This is a genomic window from Desulfosporosinus sp. FKB (genome assembly GCF_002196705.1).
Classification (GTDB): domain Bacteria; phylum Bacillota; class Desulfitobacteriia; order Desulfitobacteriales; family Desulfitobacteriaceae; genus Desulfosporosinus.
The window spans coordinates 52,608-74,464 of the sequence record NZ_NADJ01000026.1; the positions used below are offsets into that span (position 1 = coordinate 52,608).

Genomic DNA, 21,857 nt, shown 5'->3' on the forward strand with positions numbered 1-21,857 from the left:
AAATTATTATACCAGCTATTACTGTTCTTTTCATTATCCGAATCCCTCTTTATCTTGGCAAAACTGATCTGCCCAAAACTTATCTAATCCCCGACTGTAGTCCTCCAAGCCCCCAGAGCAACGAATTGTTCACCTAATAATTTGATTCGAAATTATTTTTAGAACTCACTTCCTACCAATTATTATCCAATAATTAGATAAAAAATAGGGAGTTTCGCAAATCTACTTTTATCAAGTGGTAAGCGATCTCCCTCTGTTTTTTTTCTATGAAACTACTTAGCGCGCTCAAAGACGCTGTCTTTGCACTTGTCAATTTTAACACAGATAATTTCTTGTAACACTTTAGTTACGCCTTCGAAGCAAACTTATTTCTCCGTCATATAAGAATAACTAACCACGGTGCGGGGAACCATCATCTCTTTGATAGCCCGTTGGCTTATCCAGCGATATAAGTTGATGGCACTGCCCGCTTTATCATTGGTGCCTGAAGCACGGCTTCCGCCGAAGGGCTGTTGTCCGACAACGGCACCGGTCGGCTTGTCATTAATATAGAAATTTCCGGCCGCATGATCCAAAGCTTTAGCGATCTTGATAACCGCAGCTCTGTCCTGAGCAAAAACAGCGCCCGTCAAGCCATAGATTGTTGCCGTATCGCAGGCTTTCAGGGTTTCTTCCAATTTATCATTGGGATAGACATAAACGGTCATAACCGGTCCAAAGATTTCTTCCACCATAGTCTTAAAGTTGGGGGTCTTGGCTAAAATGACCGTCGGCTCGACAAAGTAACCAACGCTGTCATCGCAGCCGCCGCCGATAATGATCTCTGCATCCTGAGATTCTCTGGCATAATCAAGATAGTTTTTGATATTTAAGAAGGAATTACGATCAATGACAGCATTCATGAGATTGGTAAAGTCGCGGACGTCACCCATCTTAATCTTGCCGATTTCCTCTTCAAGGCGCCCTTTTAATTGACTCCAAAGACTTTCCGGAATGTAAGCACGAGAAGCAGCCGAGCATTTCTGCCCTTGATATTCATTAGCCCCAAGAACCATTGCACAGGTGAGGGCTTCGATATCTGCCGATTCATGGGCAAAGATAAAGTCCTTGCCGCCCGTTTCGCCGACAAGACGAGGATATGAAACATACTTAGCGATATTACTGCCAACTTGGTTCCAAATCCCGTTGAATACTGCGGTAGAACCGGTAAAGTGGAAACCCGCCATCTTAGGATGGTTTACCACCACTCTGCCAAAGTCAGTGCCCCTGCAAGGCACAAAATTGATAACCCCGGCGGGTAAACCGGCTTCTATTAAGATTTGCATGAAGTAGTAGTTGGAAAGCACAGCCGTTGATGACGGTTTCCATAAGACAGTGTTGCCAACGATTGCCGGTGCTGTCGGGAGATTGCCGCCAATTGAGGTAAAGTTAAACGGTGTAATTGCCGCTACAAACCCGTCCAGAGCGCGATATTCGACGCGATTCCAGACACCGGGTGTATTCATAGGCTGCTGCTTGTAAATTTCTTGAGCGTAGTAAGTATTAAAACGCAGAAAATCTGCCAGTTCACAAATCGCATCAATTTCCGCTTGGAAGGGGTTTTTGCTTTGGCCAAGCATGCAAGAAGCAGCCACTTTAGCTCGATATTTTCCTGTTAACAGATCCGCTGCTTTTAAGAAAATCGTTGCTCTGTGCTCCCAGGGCATATTTTCCCATTCTTCTCTTGCGGCCTCTGCAGCTTCAATAGCCTGAAGCAGTTCTTTTTCTCCGGCAACATGGTAATCACCGAGGACTTTTTGGTGATCATGTGGACAGATCATTGGGGCTTTATTTCCGGTCCGTATTTCCTTACCGCCAATAATTATCGGCACCTCAACAGGGTTCGCCAATTGACGGTCAAGCTCTGCCTTTAAAGCAGCACGTTCCGGGGACCCCGGCATATACCCTTTTACGGGTTCATTCTCAGGAAATTCGAGCTCAAAATAGGCATTATTCATTTGCAATTCCTCCTTGTTATTCAGCATGTAAGTCTAAATTTATTCACTTGTTTGAGTACTGCACTCCATCCTGGCCGCCTTAAACGACGGCAGGCTCCAGCAATAACTCTCCCCGGCGGAAACGGTCTAAACCAAACTTTTCAATGGGCATAAAACACTCCTGACCGAGAATTTTCTGCGTTAAAAGAACGGCTGTCTGGGGACCGACCATGAAGCCATGGCCGCTGAACCCTGCAGCTACCCACATTCCTTGAGCATCGGGAATTTCATCGAAAATCGGATTAGCATCCGGGCTCATATCATAAAGGCCTGACCATTGACGGACGACATGGAGATTCTTTAAAAGAGGTAAGACAGTGATGGCTTGACGGGCAACATCCTCAAGGAACTCCCAGCTGGAATGAATATTAAAATCTTTAGGTTCATTTGGATCGCCCACGCCCATGATAAAACTGCCGTGAGGCGTCTGCTGACAGTACAAACGATGATGTAAGGAAATAACCATAGGACCTTGGCAAGGTTCGACAGCTTCAGTTACCAGTGCTTGGTGCCGCTGAGGGTAAAGCGGAAGCTCAAAACCAACCATCTTACAGATTGCACCGGCGGCAAAACCGCAGGCATTAATTACGATGGAAGTGTTAATATCCCCTTTGGTCGTCTGAACTGCGGTGACCTTGCCTTTTTCCCGTTTAATGCCAGTAACCGTCGTATAGATTTCATAGTTGACTCCGAGCCGCCGCCCCGCTTTATAGTAGGCATCGACCACATGAAAAGGATTGGCATGGCCGTCTGATTGACAGAAAGTCGCACCGATCAAACCGTTGATATTTAAATGAGGTACGATCTCTTGAGCTTCATGAGGCGTAATCATTTTGGTGGGAATCCCCAGGCTATGCTGGACAGCCACGTTTTTTTTGTACTGCTCCCATTCACTCTCAGTATAGGCTACCATCAGATAGCCGCCCTGTTTAAATTCAATGTCCAAATCATAATCCAGTTCTTCATTCATGCCTTCGAAGCGTTTTACGCTGTCCCGGGCAAGGATAGCATTGGTTTCTGTCCCCCATTGCTGCCGCACTCCGGCACCGCAGCGTCCTGTTGCTCCCGAGGCAAGGTATTGCTTTTCAATAACGACAATGTCTTTGACACCCCGCAGAGCCAATTCATAAGCCAAGGCGCAGCCTGTAATTCCTCCGCCGATAATGACAACGTTAGCTGTTTTCTGCAACTGATTCACCCCCCGCAAAGGTTCCCAGTTTCACTGGTTTTACCGTCGGCCGAAAGGTTGGCATTAGAACTTCTGAAACAGGAACCCCATAGGCCTTAGACAGTTCTTGAGCAATTAACATCCGGCAAGTCCGTCCCTGACAAGGTCCCATCCCGGCACGGAGGACCCGCTTTATTTCATCAATAGTCCGGTAGCCTTGCTTAATCAGGGCTTGTATCTCCTCTAAAGTAATATCTTCACAACGACAGACAATGGTCTCCTTATCCAGCATGCCTAACCCCTCCTAAGCGAATACTGCGCACTTCCATGGCCAGTTCCTGGGGCACGGCCAGCCACACTGTGTAGGTTTTATTTTTCGGACCGCCGGACTGAATCCTTTTCACCTTAAAGGTACCCAGTTCTTTTCCGGCCCGGTCAACCCCAACGACCTCCTCCTCAACCTGAGGGACCGGGAGATATTCATAAGGAATTCTCACCATAGCTTCCTCCGCACTATAGGAACCATCAACCACAAAAATGGCTAGTCCCGGACAACGACTGAGACAGACTCCACAGCCATTGCATTTGTCGAAGTCCATTTTCGGCAAGTCGTTAATATCCTGCATCGGCAGGATGGCACCCTGCTTACAGGCTTCCGTACAGGGATTGCAGGGAATCTTTTGAAAGCATTCGATAATGGCAACCGGCCCTTTCTTCAACCGCTCCTGAGATGGGGTGACAGTCTTTAAATCTTCAGTTGTGGGAATTCCGGTTTTGTTTAACATCCTGCTCCCCCCTTTTCCATCAGTTTTTTAAGTCCTTGCATCGTCTTTTGGCCTGCCGGTCCCGCCCGCAGTTCACTTAACTCTGCCAAAGCCTCAGCTTGAAGTTTCGGAGCAACATCCTTGCCGTAAGCTAAACTATAAGCAGCGCTTATTCCAGCCAGGCGTCCTTCCACCATAGCAGAGCTGGCTTCTTCGACTCCGCTGACGTCCCCGGCTACATAGAGACCGGGACGGGTGGTTTCCAAATAGTCATTTCTTAGGGGCACGTGTCCGGAAAGTTCCGGAATATAGTTCATCTGACAGTCTGCTTGGAAACAGAGTTCTGTCAAGGGGCTCAAACCGACAGCCAGACAAATTACATCGACTTTCAAGTCCTCTTCGCTCCCTGGAATAGGCTGCCAATTCTCGTCCAATTGACAGATGATTGCGCCCTCAACACTTTCCCCTCCGTAGGCTTCCTTAATGGTATGGGAGGTCAGAATTGGAACACCGGCACGCCGAATCTTCGAAGCGTGAACTAAATATCCGCCGATAGTTGGTGCAGCCTCGATGATAGCGGCAACATCGACTCCTGCTTGCAGCAATTGATAAGAAACAATAAGTCCGATATTTCCGGCACCGATCATAAGAACGCGTTGTCCCGGGACAATGCCATGGACATTCATAAGAGTTTGAACCGCCCCGGCTCCGTAGATCCCTGGCATATCGTTATTGGGGAAGGTTATCATTTTCTCGGAAGCACCCGTGGCAATGATAATTTTTTGCGGCTTTATTTTTAGATGTTGACCGTTCTTCTCAGCGGTAACCACACCATCCTCATAAATTCCTAAAGCAGTGGTTCCTGACCAAACTTCAACCTTTGCCTTAGTGGAACACTGCTCAATCAGCAAATTTCCAATCTGATAGCCCCGCTCTCCAGCATACTGTTTGCGGGAGCCAAAAAACTTATGGGTTTGTTTAACTAATTGGCCGCCGAGTTTATCATCTCTTTCAATAATAAGTACCCCGGCCCCTAAATCAGCAGCCGCTGCAGCAGCACATAAACCGGCCGGTCCGCCGCCAATAATGAGAACTTCTATCTCTTTCAACGCAGGCACCCCTTTCCTTGCTGCGTCTCCACCTGCATGCCCTGTTTAACTTTTTCCACACAAATCCTGACATTAGGTTCCCCATCAACGATCATAAGGCAGGACGAACAATTGCCGATGGCACAGAAAAGGCCCCTTGGCCTATGCTTTTCCGGACTATGACCTAAGACCCTAACCCCTGCTGCATGGAGGGCAGCGGCTATGGTCTCTCCTGCATAACCTTTAATTTCCTGGCCGTCGAAGAAAAAGGTTATCTCTTCTCCTCGCTGGAAATCCAGAATTGGATGCTCATTAATTCGCACAGATGTCACTCTCCTCAGTTCCTAATCGACGAACTTAAATCGAACTTATATCTAAGTTGCAATTTCTGTGCCAAATACTAAGCTTTTATATATTTGGGAAAATCTTTTTCAAACCCTCTATATAAGCTCAATGTTGTAGTACAATAAGCTCAAAGAATCGGAGGTGTAATATGATACTGCTGAACCAAAGGGATATCCAACAAATCTTCACGATGCATGATGCAGTAGAAGCAAATAAAAAAGCATTACGAATTTATTCAGAAGGCAGAAGCGTCGTCCCCTTAAGGATAAATATCAAGGCACCCGATTATGATGGTCAGACTCTTTTTATGCCAGGCTACGTCCAAGAACTCGACAGTATGGGAGTTAAAGTCGTTTCCGTGTTTCCCCGCAATCAGGAAAAGGGTAAGCCTTCAGTCCCAGCAACAATGGTCTTAATTGATGGAGCAAGCGGCGAAGTATGCTGTATCCTGGACGGAACCTATCTTACTCAGCTTCGCACTGGAGCCGCTGCCGGAGCAGCTACCGATCTATTAGCCCGCTCGGATGCTCAAATAGGAGCGTTGATTGGAACAGGAGGCCAAGCCGGTACTCAACTTGAAGCCATGTTAACAGTAAGAAATCTTAAAGAGGTCCGGATTTTTAGCCGTAACCATGAACATGCCCGATCTTTCAGCGAACAAATGCAGCAACGGTTAGTGAACTTTGGAACACTTCTTCGCCCTGTAGAAACCTCTGAAGAAGCGGTAACCGGTGCCGATATCATCACTGCTGTCACCACTTCATACCGGCCTGTTTTCCAGGGGCAGCTAATAAAAGCCGGCGCACATATCAACGGTATTGGTTCCTATCTGCCAACAATGCAGGAACTCGACGAAGTTATCCTTCAGAAAGCCGCTAAGATCTTCTTTGATTCTCAGGAAGCCGTCCTCGCTGAAGCCGGAGATTTTATTATTCCTTTAGAAAACGGCACCATCAGCAGTGATAAGTTTACAGGCGAAGTCGGCCAAGCTATTTCAGGCCAACTTCCCGGACGGGAAACCGCCGAAGAAATTACACTTTTTAAAACTGTGGGAATGGCAGTATTAGATATTGTTACAGCTCATGAGATCTACCAGAAAGCTTTAAATCAAGGGATTGGACTAAACTTTAATTTTAATTTCTGAAAGGAATTGAAACATATGATGAATTTTAAACACTACATACATTGTATAGACGCCCATACGGCAGGCGAGCCTCTTAGGATTGTCACCTCCGGCTTTCCACCTATTCCTGGTAAAACGATGCTGGAAAAAAGGCAGTATATGCTGGAAAACTATGACCACTTAAGAAAAATGATTATGTTAGAACCCCGGGGACACAGCGGAATGTACGGCTGCATTCTTGTGCCTGCCGTTACAGAGGATGGAGATTTCGGAGTCTTATTCACCCACAATGAAGGATTAAGCTCCATGTGCGGACATGGTATTATTGGGGTAACCAAGGTTGCTGTTGAAACCGGGATGATTGTTGCTCGTGAAGGTGAAACAATCGTTAAAATTGACTCACCGGCTGGAAGAATTACAGCCTTTGCCGATATCAAAAAAGGGGAAGTAGAACGAGTTAGATTTCAAAATGTCCCCTGTTTTGTCTATCAAGAAAACATCACTGTCAAAGTCGAAGGTATCGGAGAGGTTACGGGTGATGTCGTTTATTGCGGCGCCTTTTATGTCTATTTGGATTCCAAACAGATAAGCCTGTCAGTTACCCCGGAAAACACCGAAAAACTTGTCTCCATCGGCATGGAAATTAAACATAAAGTAATGTCAGTTATGGAATTTAATCATCCCTCATCCGGGGTCAATTGGCTATATGGAACGATTTTCTACGAAAGGCCTATCCGAGAAGGCAGCACACTTATGACCCGAAATGTTTGTATTTTTGCCGAGGGGCAAGTAGACCGTTCTCCTACAGGAACCGGAACAGGCGGGAGAGTTGCTCTGCACTATCATAAAGGTGATATGAAAAAGGACGATACCCTGTTCAATTACAGCATTATTGACACTCCCTTTGCAGGAAAGTTTGTGGCAGAAACAAAGGTTGGAGACTTCCCTGCCATTCTTACAGAGGTATCAGGAACAGCACAAATCACCGGGTTTAATCAGTTAGTGCTTGATCCCAAGGACCCGCTGCCTGAGGGATTTAGGATCATAGGGAGTTAGTGCAAAGACCCCGAAAGTTTGATGTATAACACTCTTAACTAGTTTTATTCTGTTCAATATTGTTCAAAGTGTTTAAACACTTTGAACAATATTGTTTAACATTTCTTGAGGATTGTCTATTTCATAGAGCTTCAATTATGGTTACATTACAAATTACAATTTAAGCAAATAAAGGATAATTGGACCTATTACCGAATACTTACTTATTATTTTGGAAGGGGGATTAGATAAATGGCTAATATCTTAATTGTTTCATGTGCAAAAATTCGTGATATTAGTTGTATTGCTTGCTTAAAATGCTTTAAAGCTGCTGAGCTAAAAGAGGGGGAATTTGCCAAATATGACTCGGTTCAGATTGTGGGCAACAGCAGCTGCGGTGATTGTCCCGGCCTAGTGATGCCTAAAGTCGGTTTAGTTATGGAAATGTCAGATTATTTAGATCGCGATATTGATGCCATTCATATTGGTAGCTGTGTCGTGAAAGCAAGAACTACTGCCGGCTGTCCAATCGATCTTGACGGAATTAAAGCAAAACTAGAAGCAAAATTTGGTAAACCTGTCGTTTTAGGCACTCATAATTATTAATACTTCGACCCCGGCTTTGCCGGGGTTTTTTAATACTCACGCTTAAACAAGTATAGGTATTCAAAACTGGAAGGAATCGACACTTCCACTATAAAATACCCTTTGAATAAATAAAAAAAAAACGCTCTCCTGATGTCTTTAGCAGACTGGGAGGGCGTTCTTTCTGGATATGTGGTACTTTATAATGTATTCAGATTACTAATCGCTAATTTTCCTAAGAAACATTAATTTTAAAAGCAATGATCCATTAAGCGAAACCGTCATCGAGATCTCATGATACACTTTATCGGTGAACCTGATCTAATGAATATAGAGGCTGCTTTTCTATGTTGAACTTAGAAGGCTGTATGCTCTGTCCGGGCAATAATCTCCTCCTGCAGGGCTTCACTGAGATCGCAGAAATAATCGCTGTATCCGGCGACACGGACGATGAGATCACGGTACTTTTCCGGTTCTTTCTGAGCAGCCCGCAGGGTTTTAGCACTGACAACATTAAACTGAATATGGTGACCGCTCAATTTGAAGTAGGAGCGAACGAGCTGGACTAATTTCTCAAGTCCTTCATCCCCCTCCACTACTTGGGGAGTAAACTTCAGATTCAGCAATGTCCCTCCTGTGCGGGCATGATCCATTTTCGAGGCGGATTTGATAACCGCCGTCGGTCCTAAGCGATCAGACCCCTGAACAGGAGAAATCCCTTCGGAAAGCGGTTCCCAAGCCCTGCGGCCATCAGCCGTAGCACCAATGACCGAGCCGAAATACACGTGGCAGGTAGTTGGCAGCATGTTAATGCGATAAACCCCGCCTTTCGTCGTTGGCCGCCCATTGACTTCGTTATAATAGGCGTTGAAAATGTCAACCATGATTTCATCGGCGTAATCATCATCATTGCCAAAATGGGGAGTTTTGTTCAGCAACAACTGACGAACTCCTTCGTATCCAGTGAAGTTTTGCTCTAACGCTTTCAGCAGTTGTTCCATGGTCAGGTCCTTTTGCTCATAAACATGACAACGGATGCCTGACAAGGTATCTGTAAGGCTTCCCAGACCGACGCCTTGAATATAGTTCGTGTTATAGCGGGCACCGCCGTCGTTGTAATCCTTGCCTTTGAGAATGCAATCGTCGATGAGTATGGACAGAAAAGGTGAGGGCATATAGGCGGCATAAAGACGCTCGATGATATTGCTCCCCTTAACCTTAATGTCAATGAAATAATGAAGCTGCTTTTGAAAAGCCTCAAAAAGTTCTGCATAGGAACTAAAGTTTTGGGGATCACCGGTTTCCAGACCCAATTGCCGACCGGTCCGCGGATCGACCCCGTTGTGCAGGGTCAGTTCAAAAATCTTCGGCAAGTTGAAATACCCTGTAAGGATATAACTTTCTTTGCCAAAGGCGCCTGTCTCAACGCAGCCGCTGGTACCGCCTTGGCGGGCGTCCTCAATGGATTTACCCTGGCGCAGCAATTCTTCAACCACAGAGTCGGCATTAAAGACGGAAGGCTGACCCCAGCCTTTGCGGATGATGCGAGCCGCTCTTCTGATAAAACGATCAGGATTCTTTTTGCTCAGTTGAATATTGGAACTGGGCTGCAAAAGGCGCATTTCATCGATGACCTCTAAAACGAGGTAAGTGACATCATTGACTCCATCCGACCCATCCGCTTTAAGTCCGCCGCTGTTGATATTGGCGAAATCCGTATAAGTTCCGCTTTCCGCTGCGGTTACCCCCACTTTAGGCGGTGCCGGCTGGTTGTTAAACTTGACCCAAAAACACTGCAAAAGTTCCTTTGCTTTTTCTTCGGTCAAAGTCCCATCAGCTAAACCTTTCTTATAAAAAGGATATAAATGCTGATCCAGCCTTCCCGGGTTAAAGGCATCCCATGTATTAAGTTCCAGGATAACACCGAGATGAACAAACCAGTAAGCCTGCAGAGCCTCCCAGAAATTTCTCGGGGCATGGGCAGGAACATGGGAACATACTTCGGCAATGGTTTCCAGTTCCACCTTGCGCAACGGGTCTGTCTCAATTTGGGCAATTTCTTTAGCTTTTTGGGCATACCGCTCAGCAAATGAAATGATCGCTTCAGCGCAGATCCTCATGGCCTTTAGTTCTTCCTGCTTCTGATACGCTTCTGCATCGTTTAAATAATCCAGCCTTGCCAAGTGATCATCAATTTTCCGGATAAAATTCAAAAAGCCGAAACGATAGATTTTATCATCAAGAACGGTATGGCCTGGTGCCCTCTGTTCCATAAACTCCGTGAAAATACCGGCATCATATGCTTTTTTCCATTCCTCGGACATCTCCTGAAAAATCAAATCACGTATAGAATTTCCTTGCCAATAGGGAATAATTCGCTGTTCGTAAGCATCACGAACCTCCTGACTTACTTTAAAAGAAATCTTGGGCCGTGAGTCAAGAATATCTAAATCCTCAAGAGAGTGACAGCAAAGTTCAGGATAGGTATAAGTCGCCTTGGGCGCAGGCCCTCTCTCCCCTACGATCAATTCTCCCGGATTGAGGCAAATCTCTTTGCGCTCCAGCATGTACTTAAAGGCCAACGCCCTGCGGACGGGTACGGAGGTATTGTTGGCTTGACGATAAAATTCCGTCATCAATTCTGCCCTTTCCGCTGAAATATAGGCTTCGGTTTCTAAACTCTGCTGCCGGAGCATGGTTACTCGTTCATTCATTTCGACCTTTCCTCCCCTCGGAAACTTCAACATTTCTTGATACTTCTATTACCTTAATACTCAAAATACCAATACCTAAAAATAATGCTTGAATTACTTTACATTTTAAGATTTTAATACATAACCAGTGAACTCGCTTAGCTAAAGCTGAACATCGGGGCTTCAGATACAATAATGTCCAGTGGACATTATTGCCGAGCCGCCTTTCCCAATTGGAATACTTAGCGGCGAAGGAGGACTCTACCCCACCTGAAGTTAACGAAGGATCCACCCCCACTTATATAAAATGCAACACTAAAGTTCAGCCCAACCATTCTTTTTTGATGATTAATTTTCAGTACTAACCACCGATTTTAACCTTTAACCCATACTGTTCCAACTCACTTTTGATCCGCTCCATCTGCTCATTCTCAGGAGCTTGGATGTCCGGCAGCTGATATTCCAGACCCAACCGTTTGTATTTATCTACACCAGCCCGGTGATAGGGCAGCAAATGAAGTTCTTGAACTCTTTTCAAGGAGGCAACGAATTCTCCAAGTTGGTGAAGGTTTTCTTTATCATCATTACAGCCGGGAATGATCGGTACACGAACAAGAACCTTAGAATGGTGCTCTGTCAGCCAGCGCAAATTTTCCAGGATAAGTTCATTCGGCACCCCGGTGTAGTATTGGTGTCTCTGAGAATCCATGAGTTTTAAATCGTATAAAAAGAGATTAACATTGGGGCTGATTGTTTGGAGAATTTCAGGCTTAACATAGCCGCAAGTCTCTACTGCTGTGTTTATCTCCTTCTTTTGGCAGTCTTGAAGCAGTTCTGTTAAAAAGATAGGCTGCATCAAGGCTTCTCCACCTGAAAAAGTAACTCCACCTCCCGATTCATCATAAAAGACCAAATCTTTTTCAATCTCGGCCATGACCTGACCTACAGACATAGTTTTAGCCACCAGATCTCTCGCTCCGGCATGACAGACTGTACAGCAATCCCCGCATACCTTGCACTGAGCGCGATTATAGTCCAGTTTATTGGACGTCAGCCTAATCGCGCCACTGGAACAACTCTCCAGGCATTGTCCGCAGCCGATACAGCGATCCGGCCAATAGAACAGCTCCTGGTCATACTTTTGACTTTCCGGATTATGACACCAAAGGCAATTAAGAGGACAGCCCTTAAAGAAAACTGCCGTTCGAATACCTGGGCCGTCATGAATAGAATATTTCATGATATTGATGATCTTACCATTTGTCACGTTCAACACCCCGTCTGTCCAGCTATCAACTCACCGTCAACTCTGATTGGTACTCCAGGGTTTTGTTGGGCAAGAAATATAGCTCGTTCTATGATTTTTTCCCGCGCCGGCGGCAGCACATCTGGCAAAGAATAATCTCTCTGGAGACTTCTATAGGTCTCCAGGCCAAGCCGGTGATAGGGCAAGAGTTCGATCTCTTGAAGTTTCCGCAGGGATTGGCAAAATTCCGCAACGGCAAGGAGATTCGAATCTGAGTCATTAACTCCCGGAACCAAAGGGATGCGCGCAATAATATCAAGGGAAGCGTCAGAAGCATCGACCTTCCTCAAATTATCGAGTATCTGAGAATTATCTGCTCCCACCCATTGTTTATGTAGTTCTTTATTCATATGTTTTAGATCAACGTATAAAAGATTGAGCCAAGGCAAAACCTTCGAGATACTCTCAAAGGAGGCGTAAAAACTACTCTCCATGGCTGTATGAATTCCCAGTTCCCGGCACCTTTTTAATACTTTGGAGACAAATTCAGATTGGCCTAAAGGCTCTCCACCACTAATAGTAACACCGCCGCCCGAATAAAAAAAGAAAATCTCATCCTTGGAGATTTCTCGGACTATTTCTGATACCAACATTAAACGCCCGTATTTTTTCATGGCATTCTGCGGGCATTTTTCTGCACAAGTAAAACATTTTCGGCATTTTAAGTAATCGCTGATGACTTTGCGCTCTCTCTTAGATATGACAAGAGCTTCTTGGGGACAGAGACTAACACATGTACCACAGCCATTACAGCGATCAGAAACATAACCTCTTTCCGGGTCTGGTCTCTGAGATTCGGGTGTGGAACACCATTGACATCGCAGAAGACAGCCCTTAAGGAAAATCACAGTCCGCAGCCCCTGCCCGTCGTGGATTGATGCCCGTTCGATTCTGAGAACAGATCCCATTAATTCTTCAGACGTATTAGCCTGTGTTTCAATTGGAGATTCCGCGAAACCTAAGGCAGCACCTACAGGGTCTCCAAGAGACCTCGGGGATGGCATTTTAGTCATATCCAGTTCCGTCACAACCTTCCCCCCATAACCTTTACAGTGATAACCTTTACCCTGCTGAAATTCCATGCTGCACTGTACGCCCAATAATCTCATCCTGGACATCTTTGCCGAGTTCTACAAAATAAGCCGTATAACCAGCAACCCGTACGAGAAGCCCTCGATACTCATCGGGATTTTTTTGTGCCTGCAACAATTTTTCCTGATCAATTACGTTAAATTGAACATGGAAAACACCCAAGCTGCACATGCTTTTCAGCAAAGCCATCATTTGGATAATGCCGTTTTCTGTAGATAATAGCTCCGGTTCAACTTTCATATTCAACAGTGTTCCCTGAACAAATCGATCATGTGGAATATTTGCCACTGATTTCAAAACCGCTCCCGGGCCGTTCAAATCCGTACCGCCGCTGGGACTGACACCGTCAGCCAGGGGGTTCCAGGCCCGGCGGCCGGAAGGCAGGGCGCCTACTTCCAAACCAAAAGGAGTATTTCCGGACACAGGGAGAATACCGGGAGTCATGCGTCCAAATTTACTGCTGTATTTTTCAATCTCATCGGCAATAAACGTAAACATTTCTCCCGCAATATCATCAACCAGGGGATCATCATTGCCATACTTCGGGGAGTCTAAGCAAAGTTTTCGAATATCGTCATGTCCCGCAAAGTCAGCATCAAGAGCAGTTAGGAGCTGTTCCATGGTCGCTTGTTTTGTTTCAAAGACGATATGCCGCACAGCCGCTAAACTGTTGATTAAATCGGCAACTCCAATCAAAATGATGCCATTGCCGACATTATATTTAGCTCCGCCCCAGGCATAATCTTCGGCCTTCTCAATACATTCCTTAAAGGTTAAGGAGAGAGCCGGAACAGGACGATGCATGCCGATTTCATCAATCACATGGCTTCCTTTCACCACGGCCCGGGTCACATATTCAATCTGCTTCTTGACGGCAGTCGAAAACTCGTCATAGGTCTTAAAGTCCAGCGGATTTCCAGTTCGCACAGAGATATAGTCGCCGCTCTTCCGGTTTCTTCCGTCCAGAAGAGTAAACTCGACAATGCTCCCCAGATTAATATCTGCCAGGGCTGTGTATTGGCGCAGACGTCCCTCCAAATTTGTCTCGACACAGCCGCAGGGATTCCAGTTAAAAGCTTCTTTAAGGGGAATCCCCTTATTTAAGAGCATGCGTATCCCGATATCACCGTTATGGAAGGCCGGGAACCCTGTTCCGAGTCGAATGAGCTCTACGACCTTTCTCAAGAAGGAGTTGGGATTCTTGGCCAGGCTATAGCGAACTGAAAGGGAAGGCTGATAGAGCCGAACATCCATAGTCGCCTGCAGGATCAAATAGGAAAGGTCGTTAACGGCATTCCGTCCGGAACTGTCCACACCACCGACACAAACATTCTGAAACATAGGATACCCTGCGGCGAATTCCGCTGTAACGGCATCCTGGAAGAGGCAGGGTTCACTGAACTTAACCCACAGGCAGTCCAAAAGTTCCTGGGCTTCTTCAGACGTTAAGCGCCCGGCTTCAAGATCTGCATGATAATAGGGCCAGAGATACTGATCCATGCGTCCCGGATTATAGCTTGCGGCATTCTGCTCCATGAAGATTGCCGTTTGATAGAAATAAAAGGACTGCAACGATTCGCGAAATGTTCGCGCCGGATTGGCCGGTACCTGATGACAAACTTCGGCGATCTCCAGAAGTTCCTTTTTCCTCTGAGGATTTTCTTCTGCTGCTGCCAGTTTTTCCGCTTCCAGAGCATAGCGTTCCCCTAAGGTCTTTAACCCTTCAGAGACAATCAGGAGAGCATTTAAATAGTAATCGTTTTCATAATCTCCCGGCTTAGTAATATCCAAAGCCGCTTTTCTTTCTTCCACCTGTTTTTGAATACCGCTGACTCCCTCGCGGATCAGCCATTCATAACCGGCTGTGGTTTCCCCCCAGCCACGAACTGCTTTGCGGTTAATGTAGATGACTCCATAATCTCTCAGAATACGGGTGTCCTCAGGAATCTGGGCTAACCACTCTTCATAGGTGGATTTTCCCAGCCAATAAGGGCGAATCTCTTCTTCAAAAATTCTCCGATCTTCCGGTTTTAAATAAAAAGGGTCATAGCGGCGTTCATTAATTGTCTCCAATTCTTCGTTGAGCACGGACCAGCAAGTATCTGCACATAAAATACCCCCGCGCATCTTGCTTCCGGAGCACCCCACGATCAGCTCGTCATCCCAAATCTTCACAGTTTTTTCCTGACACTGCTTGTGAAAAGCCTTGGCTTTACGCAGGACAAGAGGCTCCCCTTCAGTTTCCTTAAAACCTTCGGTAAGAATTCGCGCGTTCTCCAGATCCATCTCCGGACGAGTTTCCAGGACTCTTTTCTTGAGGCGATTCACGCGCTCCATGTACCCGCTCTGTGCTCCTCGTGACACATCAACACCTCCGCTAACGGTTTAGAGCAACTGCCACTCTAGGCAAATTTCATTGTAAGTGATTGATTATTGAGACAAGCCCTCGCTCAAAAGAGCTGAAATTAAGAATTATTCTCCCAGATAAGCCTTTGTTATTCTTTCGTCTTTCCTGAGCTCGGTACTGTCCCCTTCCATGACCAACTCACCGGTCTCCAAGACATACCCATAATCCGCCAATTTTAGGGCTATCTTAGCATTTTGCTCCACAAGCAATATTGTAGTTCCTTCAGAATTCAGCTGCTTAATAATTCGCATAATATCTTGAACAATCAGAGGAGCCAGGCCCATGGAAGGCTCGTCCAATAAAAGAAGCTTAGGGTCAGTCATCATGGCGCGGCCTATGGCCAACATTTGCTGTTCCCCACCAGAGAGAGTTCCTCCAATTTGTTTTTGCCGATCTTTTAAACGAGGAAACATTTCAAAAACGTGTTCAATTCGCTTACGGCGCAAGGATTCATCTTTAAGGGTAAATCCCCCCAGTTCAAGATTTTCCTTAACCGATAAATCCTTGAAAATTCGCCGTCCTTCGGGGACATGGATTAAACCCATGCTGACAATATTGTGGGCTTTCTCTTTACTTATATCCCGTCCATAAAACTCGATTTTGCCTGCAGATGCCTGAATCAATCCGGAAATTGTCTTTAACGTTGTTGTTTTTCCGGCACCATTGGAACCAAGCAGTGTCACGATCTTCCCCTTGGGCACTTCCAGACTTACTCCTTTAAGAGCATGAATTTTCCCATAAAACGTTTCAACATTTTGTAGGACGAGTGCTAAGTCGTTCATTCCTCATCCTCCTTACCCAAGTAGGCTTCGATGACTTTGGGATTATTCTTGACTTCTTCAGCAGTTCCTTCAGCAATTTTCTGGCCATAGTCAATGACCACAATTTTTTCCGAAACTTTCATGACCAGCCCCATATCATGTTCAATCAAGAGGACTGTGATCCCCAAATCCTTCTGAATGCACCGTATTAAGTCAACTAGCTGATCTTTTTCATCATGGTTGAGACCGGCTGCCGGTTCATCCAATAAAAGAAGTTGCGGATGAGTCGCCAAAGCTCTGGCCCACTCCACACGACGCTGGTCGCCATAGGCCAGATTACGGGCTAAACGATCTTGCTTATCTAAAATGCCTACAAAGTCAAGACACTCTTCGCTTACCTGCCGAATTTTCTTTTCTTCCTGACGCTGACTCGGAAGTCTCAGAACAGCTCCCAGAACGCCGGCGGACGTTCGGCTGTGCATGCCGGACATGACGTTTTCTAAAACCGTCATATCTTTGAATAGACGCAAATTCTGAAAAGTTCTCGCCATACCCAATTTCGTAATTTTATGCGGCTTCTGCCTAAAGATACTTTGACCTTGAAATAAGATATCGCCTTCACTGCCTTTATAAAAACCCGTCAGACAATTAAACGCTGACGTTTTTCCTGCACCGTTGGGGCCTATCAGACTTACAATTGAATTCTCATCCATATCGAAACTAAGGTTATTTACTGCTGTTAACCCACCAAAACGAAGAGTTAACTTTTTCACTTCTAAGATAGGCATTCTACTCAAATCCTTCTTTTTTAAGTTCCGGACATTCAAGCCGCTTTCACAACGAGTAAAGGAAGTAAAAAACATTAAACTTCTAAGTTCTTTGAAGCCCAAATGCCTCTCTAGCTTTTTCGTTCCGGCCAAAGACCTTGCGGGCGAAACACCATAATAATAACCAGGAGAATGCCAAATAAGAGCATCCGCATCTGACCGATTTCCCGAAATATCTCTGGGAAGAAAACCAGGAATACGGCTCCAAGAATCGCACCGGGAATCTTACCCATTCCTCCTAAGATTACGGCCAAGAGAATCATTGCCGATTGAGTAAACGCAAAGGTCTCCGGCGAAATGGCTGTCATCTTAACTGCAAAAAACGCTCCTGCCACACCGCCAAATGCAGCTCCAATCATATAGGCGTAGAGTTTTGTTTTTACAGGATCAATGCCCATTGCTTCAGCAGCATCTTCATCTTCGCGAATATATTGCCAAGCTCGTCCCAGACGAGAATGATAGATGCGCAGAGACACGATAATCGCCAGAATAACTAAGATGAAAAATGTGTAATAAAAATCTGTAATTTGATAAAGCTTATGTCCAAAGATAGTCGGCCGTTGAATACCCACCAAACCACTTGCCCCACCAGTAATCTTTAAGTTGCGGGCGGTAATGCGGGTGATTTCCCCAAATCCCAAGGTTACTATAGCTAAGTAATCGCTGCGCAGTCTTAAGGTCGGCCCCCCGATGATAATCCCGGCTATAACGCAAAAGATAACAGCGATGGGTATGGTAAGCCAAAAGTTCAGGCCGTATCTCATAAGAATTCCCGTTGTATAAGCTCCTACAGCAAAAAAGGCAGCATAGCCAAGGTCGACTAAGCCGGCATAACCAATAACGATGTTTAAGCCTAGAGCGAGAATAATATAGAAAAAAGTGTTCGTCATAACTTCTTCTACATAGTTATTGACACCCAGAGGCAGTAAGACAACGATTATAATTAATAGCGACAAGAAAAAAGCACGCGTTTTTTTGCCGTTTATCGTTTCAAGCACACGATCTTTAAAACCAACAGAATAAACCATCTGCTACATCCTCTCAATCTCGCTTTTACCTAAAATTCCAGTCGGTTTTGTAACCAGCAATAGGATTAAGATACCAAACGTAAAAACGTCTTTCCAAGCAGAGCCTACAAAAGGAAGCTGCGTTCCGGCCGTTTCCAAAAGGCCCAAAATAAGGCCTCCGAGCATTGCTCCTGGTATACTGCCGATCCCGCCGATAACTGCTGCAGTAAATGCCTTTAAGCCAATGATAAAACCCATGTAAAAATGAATGCTTCCATAATAGACTCCCGCCATGACACCGGCAGCAGCAGCCAAGGCTGAACCGACAAAAAAGGTTAAGCTGATGGTCTTGGTGACATTAATTCCCATCAGGCGGCAAGCATCCTGATCAAGGGCTATGGCGCGCATAGCTTTGCCATACATAGTGCGGTTGATAAACCAATATAAGCCAAGCATCAGAACAGCCGTCGCAACCACCATAATTATCTGGGTATAGGTAATATTAATAGGCCCAATACTGATTCCGTCGTAGCCCAGACTGGTTGTGAAGGCTTTATATTCCCCGCTCGTCATAACCATGACGGCGTTGAATAAAGTAAAGGATACACCTACCGCCGTAATTAAAAGAGACATGCGGGGGGCATTTTTATTTAAGAGGGGCTGGTAGGCAATTCTATGTATTACTATTCCTAGGAATCCCACAAGAACCATACTGATTACCAAAGCTACTGTGATTCCTAACCAACCGATCCCCAAAGCATTTCCGAAAATACCGAGAGCCCCAAATCCCACAAAGGCTCCTACCATATAAATATCTCCATGGGCAAAATTAAGGAGTTTTATAATGCCGTAAACCATGGAATAACCGAGAGCGACAAGGCTATAAAAAGAACCTAAAATTAAACCATTCACAAGTTGTTGAATAATAGTATAAAAGACCGTCATGGCGTGCACCCCTTCACCCTCTTTGAGCTAAAGACAAAGATTGTCTAAGGACGACTGGGAATAAGTGCCCGGTCGTCCTTAGCATCAGTTAATTTTCATACTTTCTCTATTGCAAAACGAATTGTCCGTTCTTGATTTGCAGGACGATAAAGTTACTCTCTTGTAACGTCTTATTGGGAGCAAAGGTTACTTTGCCGGCTAAACCCTGGAAATCCTTAGTTTCAGTCAAGGCCTTAATGATGGCCTTGCCATCAGTATTTCCAGCTCGTTTCATGGCATCTGCCAGCAAGTTAATCCCGTCATAAGCCAACGGGGCATAAGCTCCGGGAGTCTGACCATATTTTGCTTTATAAGCATCGGCAAACTGTTTTGCCGTCGGGAGGAATTCAGCAACGGGAGGCGAGAGTACATAGGTGCCTTCTCCGGCAGCTCCGGACATCTGGATGAGTTTGGGATCGCTGCTGCCGTCACCAACAACAATAGCTCCTTTATAACCGCCTTGACGCAATTGCTTAATTAAGAGGGCACCATCTGCATAATAAGCGGTCCAAAATACCAAATCCGTATTTTTAGATTTTAAACTTGTTACTAAGGAAGAAAAATCCTGTTCTCCTTTAGTTGTTACGTCATGGGAAACGACTGTATTTCCTGCGGCTTTCCAAGCAGCTTCGGTTTGCTTTGCCAAATCAGAGGAATAAGCATCCCCTTGTTCAACAATGGCAACATTTTTGGCTTCCAACTTTTTAAAGAGTTCAACCGCTTTTTGAGTCTGGTGTACAGCCGTACCATTAATCTGGAAGGTATTTCCGGGATTTTGATCTGTAATTTTTGATGAGTTGGCAGCTTCAACGATATAAGGAATATTTTTCTCGTTGTAAATCGTTAAGGTTGGAACAACTGCACCGGAGCAATATCCTCCGACAATGGCTACCACCCCTTCAGAAACTAACTTATTGGCAGCTGCCGTTGCTTGCTGTGGATCACAGGCATCATCACCTGTAACGGTTCCTAATTTTTTACCATTAATCCCGCCTTTGGCATTCACCTCATCGACAGCCATTTTGATGGCATTTTCCATATCTTTGCCGTAGGTGGCCTCAGAACCGGTCATGGGTAATGGTACGCCGATCTTAATATCACCGCTGCTTGCCGCTGACTGATCGGATGAACCCGATGACGTTGCGCTGGATTGAGTACCGCAGCCTGTAACAATTACCGTAAAGGATAGAAGTGTCACCGCAAGTACACTAAGAAACTTTTTGGACATTTCAAATTTCCCCTCCTCATTTATGTAGGTTATATTCCGTGGTAATTATGTGCTAAACATCACCTCCTATTTCCGGATCTAAACTTCATGCCTCGTAAGACTCGTAAGAGCCGGAATTCACCAAATATTCAGATCCGGTTACATGCAGAAAAACCGCGATCAAAATAACCTCAGCTTCGCTATAGTTAACAAGCCGAATCAGCCAAAGTAAAGAAATCATAAATAAGGTAAGGTACCACTAAAAAGCAGCACCAAAAAGCAGAGGCAATAGCTAAGCAAGTTAAAAAAGCAACAAGGTGTCAAATCTTGGCTAAGTGCTTAACAACATCAACCCGTAACGGAACTTACACAAAGAAATTAGGCATAACAGGTTATATAGTAAAATTATGGCAATTCTATATAATTTAATACTCCGCCTTGTTTTCGGTAAACAACATTGTTCCCTCAAAAACTGTCAAATTTACAAATACATTTCTCTTAAAACATATTTAATATGATGATATAGTGCAATACTAGCTCTGTCAATAATTTATTACCTAATATACATTATACTTTATATGTGTTATATAGAAGGAAGGAAATCCTTAGGAAAGTCTACTTAAATTGCTAAATTCCTTCGTCGGAATACGAACCCTGAAAGAAGCAGACAAATTCCCGAAATACAGCTTAAGATAAGGCATTCTTTTGTCGGCAGCAATTTTCCCCGAAGAACTTCTTGAGGACGAAACAGACCAAAAGGCGTTACGTTTTGCAAGCGGGAAAATCGTTCACTGAGAGATGACATGACGTCGAGCCCGTAAAAAATGACGGTTAATGCGCTTACCAAAGGAACAGATACTTCTTCTGAGTTTAGGGACACTCCAAAGAGCATACTGTAGCCACTGACCACCGTACTCAAGCAAAAGCCTAAGATTCCCATTCTGAAGAATTGCCACCTGTCAATGGTTACCTTAAAAAAGGCTGTTGCAGAATATATTCCTCCTACCGTGGCGCCGGTTAACAACATTAATTCCGTTAAAAGCACTCCAATTTGAGTATTGATAATTTCCGAGCGGGACACTGGTGATGATAAAGGATAGGCCATAAAACCTTGTTCAAGCATATGCGCAGCCAGGGCATTTGATGCGCTTATTCCGTAAACGGAAATAAGCAGCGTCCAGAACCTTCCTAATAATTGCGCCGAGATATAGGATTCATAAGATATATCTGTCTCTTCCGCGGAAACGCCAAACGCTCGTTTAACCGATGTCGGAAAACTGTTGGGAAGATCTTCGATCACAGGTGATTCAATAAGAATCGGGTAAACCCAGGTTATCAGCCACTCATATAGCATCAGACTCAGGGAATAACCTATGACCTTTTTACCCTCATATTTAAGCATTGACCAATACAGTGCATCGTTCATCAT

Annotated in this window: 19 protein-coding genes; 3 read left to right on the forward strand and 16 right to left on the reverse strand. The window is 45.1% G+C overall.

Annotated features, from left to right (window positions below; genetic code table 11):
- Positions 1 to 365 precede the first annotated feature (365 nt).
- From pruA to B5Y67_RS07860, 6 genes are all read right to left on the reverse strand, one after another.
- On the reverse strand, positions 366 to 1,997 hold the full coding sequence (gene pruA / locus B5Y67_RS07835) for an L-glutamate gamma-semialdehyde dehydrogenase (RefSeq protein ID WP_088225898.1): 1,632 nt from the start codon (positions 1,995 to 1,997) through the stop codon (positions 366 to 368).
- A gap of 79 nt (positions 1,998 to 2,076) precedes the next feature.
- Positions 2,077 to 3,225, reverse strand: a complete 1,149-nt coding sequence (locus tag B5Y67_RS07840; protein WP_088225899.1) for an FAD-binding oxidoreductase — start codon at positions 3,223 to 3,225, stop codon at positions 2,077 to 2,079.
- Positions 3,209 to 3,496, reverse strand: a complete 288-nt coding sequence (locus B5Y67_RS07845) for a (2Fe-2S)-binding protein (protein ID WP_088225900.1) — start codon at positions 3,494 to 3,496, stop codon at positions 3,209 to 3,211. The genes B5Y67_RS07840 and B5Y67_RS07845 overlap by 17 nt, the downstream gene beginning before the upstream one ends.
- Positions 3,486 to 3,989, reverse strand: a complete 504-nt coding sequence (locus B5Y67_RS07850; protein WP_088225901.1) for a 4Fe-4S dicluster domain-containing protein — start codon at positions 3,987 to 3,989, stop codon at positions 3,486 to 3,488. Before B5Y67_RS07850 ends, B5Y67_RS07845 begins: the two co-directional genes overlap by 11 nt.
- Positions 3,983 to 5,077: an FAD-dependent oxidoreductase gene (locus B5Y67_RS07855; RefSeq protein WP_088225902.1), complete on the reverse strand. Its 1,095-nt coding sequence runs from the start codon at positions 5,075 to 5,077 to the stop codon at positions 3,983 to 3,985. The genes B5Y67_RS07850 and B5Y67_RS07855 overlap by 7 nt, the downstream gene beginning before the upstream one ends.
- A complete protein-coding gene (locus tag B5Y67_RS07860; RefSeq protein WP_088225903.1) occupies positions 5,074 to 5,379 on the reverse strand; it encodes a (2Fe-2S)-binding protein in 306 nt (101 codons plus the stop codon). Before B5Y67_RS07860 ends, B5Y67_RS07855 begins: the two co-directional genes overlap by 4 nt.
- Before the next feature lie 170 nt (positions 5,380 to 5,549).
- On the opposite strand from B5Y67_RS07860, the gene B5Y67_RS07865 reads away from it, so the two are divergent.
- The 3 genes from B5Y67_RS07865 to B5Y67_RS07875 all read left to right on the forward strand — a co-directional run bounded on the left by B5Y67_RS07865 (position 5,550) and on the right by B5Y67_RS07875 (position 8,165).
- On the forward strand, positions 5,550 to 6,545 hold the full coding sequence (locus B5Y67_RS07865) for an ornithine cyclodeaminase family protein (RefSeq protein WP_088225904.1): 996 nt from the start codon (positions 5,550 to 5,552) through the stop codon (positions 6,543 to 6,545).
- A 15-nt stretch (positions 6,546 to 6,560) separates the two neighbouring features.
- Entirely contained in the window at positions 6,561 to 7,580 is a 1,020-nt protein-coding gene (locus B5Y67_RS07870; RefSeq protein ID WP_242975902.1) for a proline racemase family protein, read from the forward strand.
- Between the two features lie 231 nt (positions 7,581 to 7,811).
- Positions 7,812 to 8,165: a CGGC domain-containing protein gene (locus tag B5Y67_RS07875; protein WP_088225905.1), complete on the forward strand. Its 354-nt coding sequence runs from the start codon at positions 7,812 to 7,814 to the stop codon at positions 8,163 to 8,165.
- A 335-nt stretch (positions 8,166 to 8,500) separates the two neighbouring features.
- On the opposite strand, the gene hypD is transcribed toward B5Y67_RS07875, so the two are convergent.
- The 10 genes from hypD to B5Y67_RS07930 all read right to left on the reverse strand — a co-directional run bounded on the left by hypD (position 8,501) and on the right by B5Y67_RS07930 (position 21,854).
- On the reverse strand, positions 8,501 to 10,858 hold the full coding sequence (gene hypD, locus B5Y67_RS07880; RefSeq protein WP_088225906.1) for a trans-4-hydroxy-L-proline dehydratase: 2,358 nt from the start codon (positions 10,856 to 10,858) through the stop codon (positions 8,501 to 8,503).
- Between the two features lie 340 nt (positions 10,859 to 11,198).
- Positions 11,199 to 12,104: a glycyl-radical enzyme activating protein gene (locus B5Y67_RS07890; protein WP_170932628.1), complete on the reverse strand. Its 906-nt coding sequence runs from the start codon at positions 12,102 to 12,104 to the stop codon at positions 11,199 to 11,201.
- Between the two features lie 2 nt (positions 12,105 to 12,106).
- Complete coding sequence (locus B5Y67_RS07895; RefSeq protein ID WP_242975903.1) at positions 12,107 to 13,171, reverse strand: glycyl-radical enzyme activating protein; 1,065 nt, start codon at positions 13,169 to 13,171, stop codon at positions 12,107 to 12,109.
- Between the two features lie 34 nt (positions 13,172 to 13,205).
- The gene (locus B5Y67_RS07900; RefSeq protein WP_348982295.1) at positions 13,206 to 15,599 is read right to left on the reverse strand and encodes a formate C-acetyltransferase/glycerol dehydratase family glycyl radical enzyme; all 2,394 of its coding nucleotides are present in this window, start codon (positions 15,597 to 15,599) and stop codon (positions 13,206 to 13,208) included.
- A 108-nt stretch (positions 15,600 to 15,707) separates the two neighbouring features.
- Entirely contained in the window at positions 15,708 to 16,424 is a 717-nt protein-coding gene (locus B5Y67_RS07905; RefSeq protein WP_088225909.1) for an ABC transporter ATP-binding protein, read from the reverse strand.
- On the reverse strand, positions 16,421 to 17,191 hold the full coding sequence (locus tag B5Y67_RS07910) for an ABC transporter ATP-binding protein (protein ID WP_088225979.1): 771 nt from the start codon (positions 17,189 to 17,191) through the stop codon (positions 16,421 to 16,423). Before B5Y67_RS07910 ends, B5Y67_RS07905 begins: the two co-directional genes overlap by 4 nt.
- A 110-nt stretch (positions 17,192 to 17,301) precedes the next feature.
- On the reverse strand, positions 17,302 to 18,258 hold the full coding sequence (locus tag B5Y67_RS07915; RefSeq protein ID WP_088225910.1) for a branched-chain amino acid ABC transporter permease: 957 nt from the start codon (positions 18,256 to 18,258) through the stop codon (positions 17,302 to 17,304).
- 3 nt (positions 18,259 to 18,261) lie between these two features.
- Positions 18,262 to 19,182, reverse strand: a complete 921-nt coding sequence (locus B5Y67_RS07920; protein ID WP_088225911.1) for a branched-chain amino acid ABC transporter permease — start codon at positions 19,180 to 19,182, stop codon at positions 18,262 to 18,264.
- 106 nt (positions 19,183 to 19,288) lie between these two features.
- On the reverse strand, positions 19,289 to 20,449 hold the full coding sequence (locus B5Y67_RS07925; RefSeq protein ID WP_088225912.1) for a branched-chain amino acid ABC transporter substrate-binding protein: 1,161 nt from the start codon (positions 20,447 to 20,449) through the stop codon (positions 19,289 to 19,291).
- 598 nt (positions 20,450 to 21,047) lie between these two features.
- Positions 21,048 to 21,854, reverse strand: a complete 807-nt coding sequence (locus B5Y67_RS07930; RefSeq protein ID WP_088225913.1) for an ABC transporter permease subunit — start codon at positions 21,852 to 21,854, stop codon at positions 21,048 to 21,050.
- Positions 21,855 to 21,857: the final 3 nt, after the last annotated feature.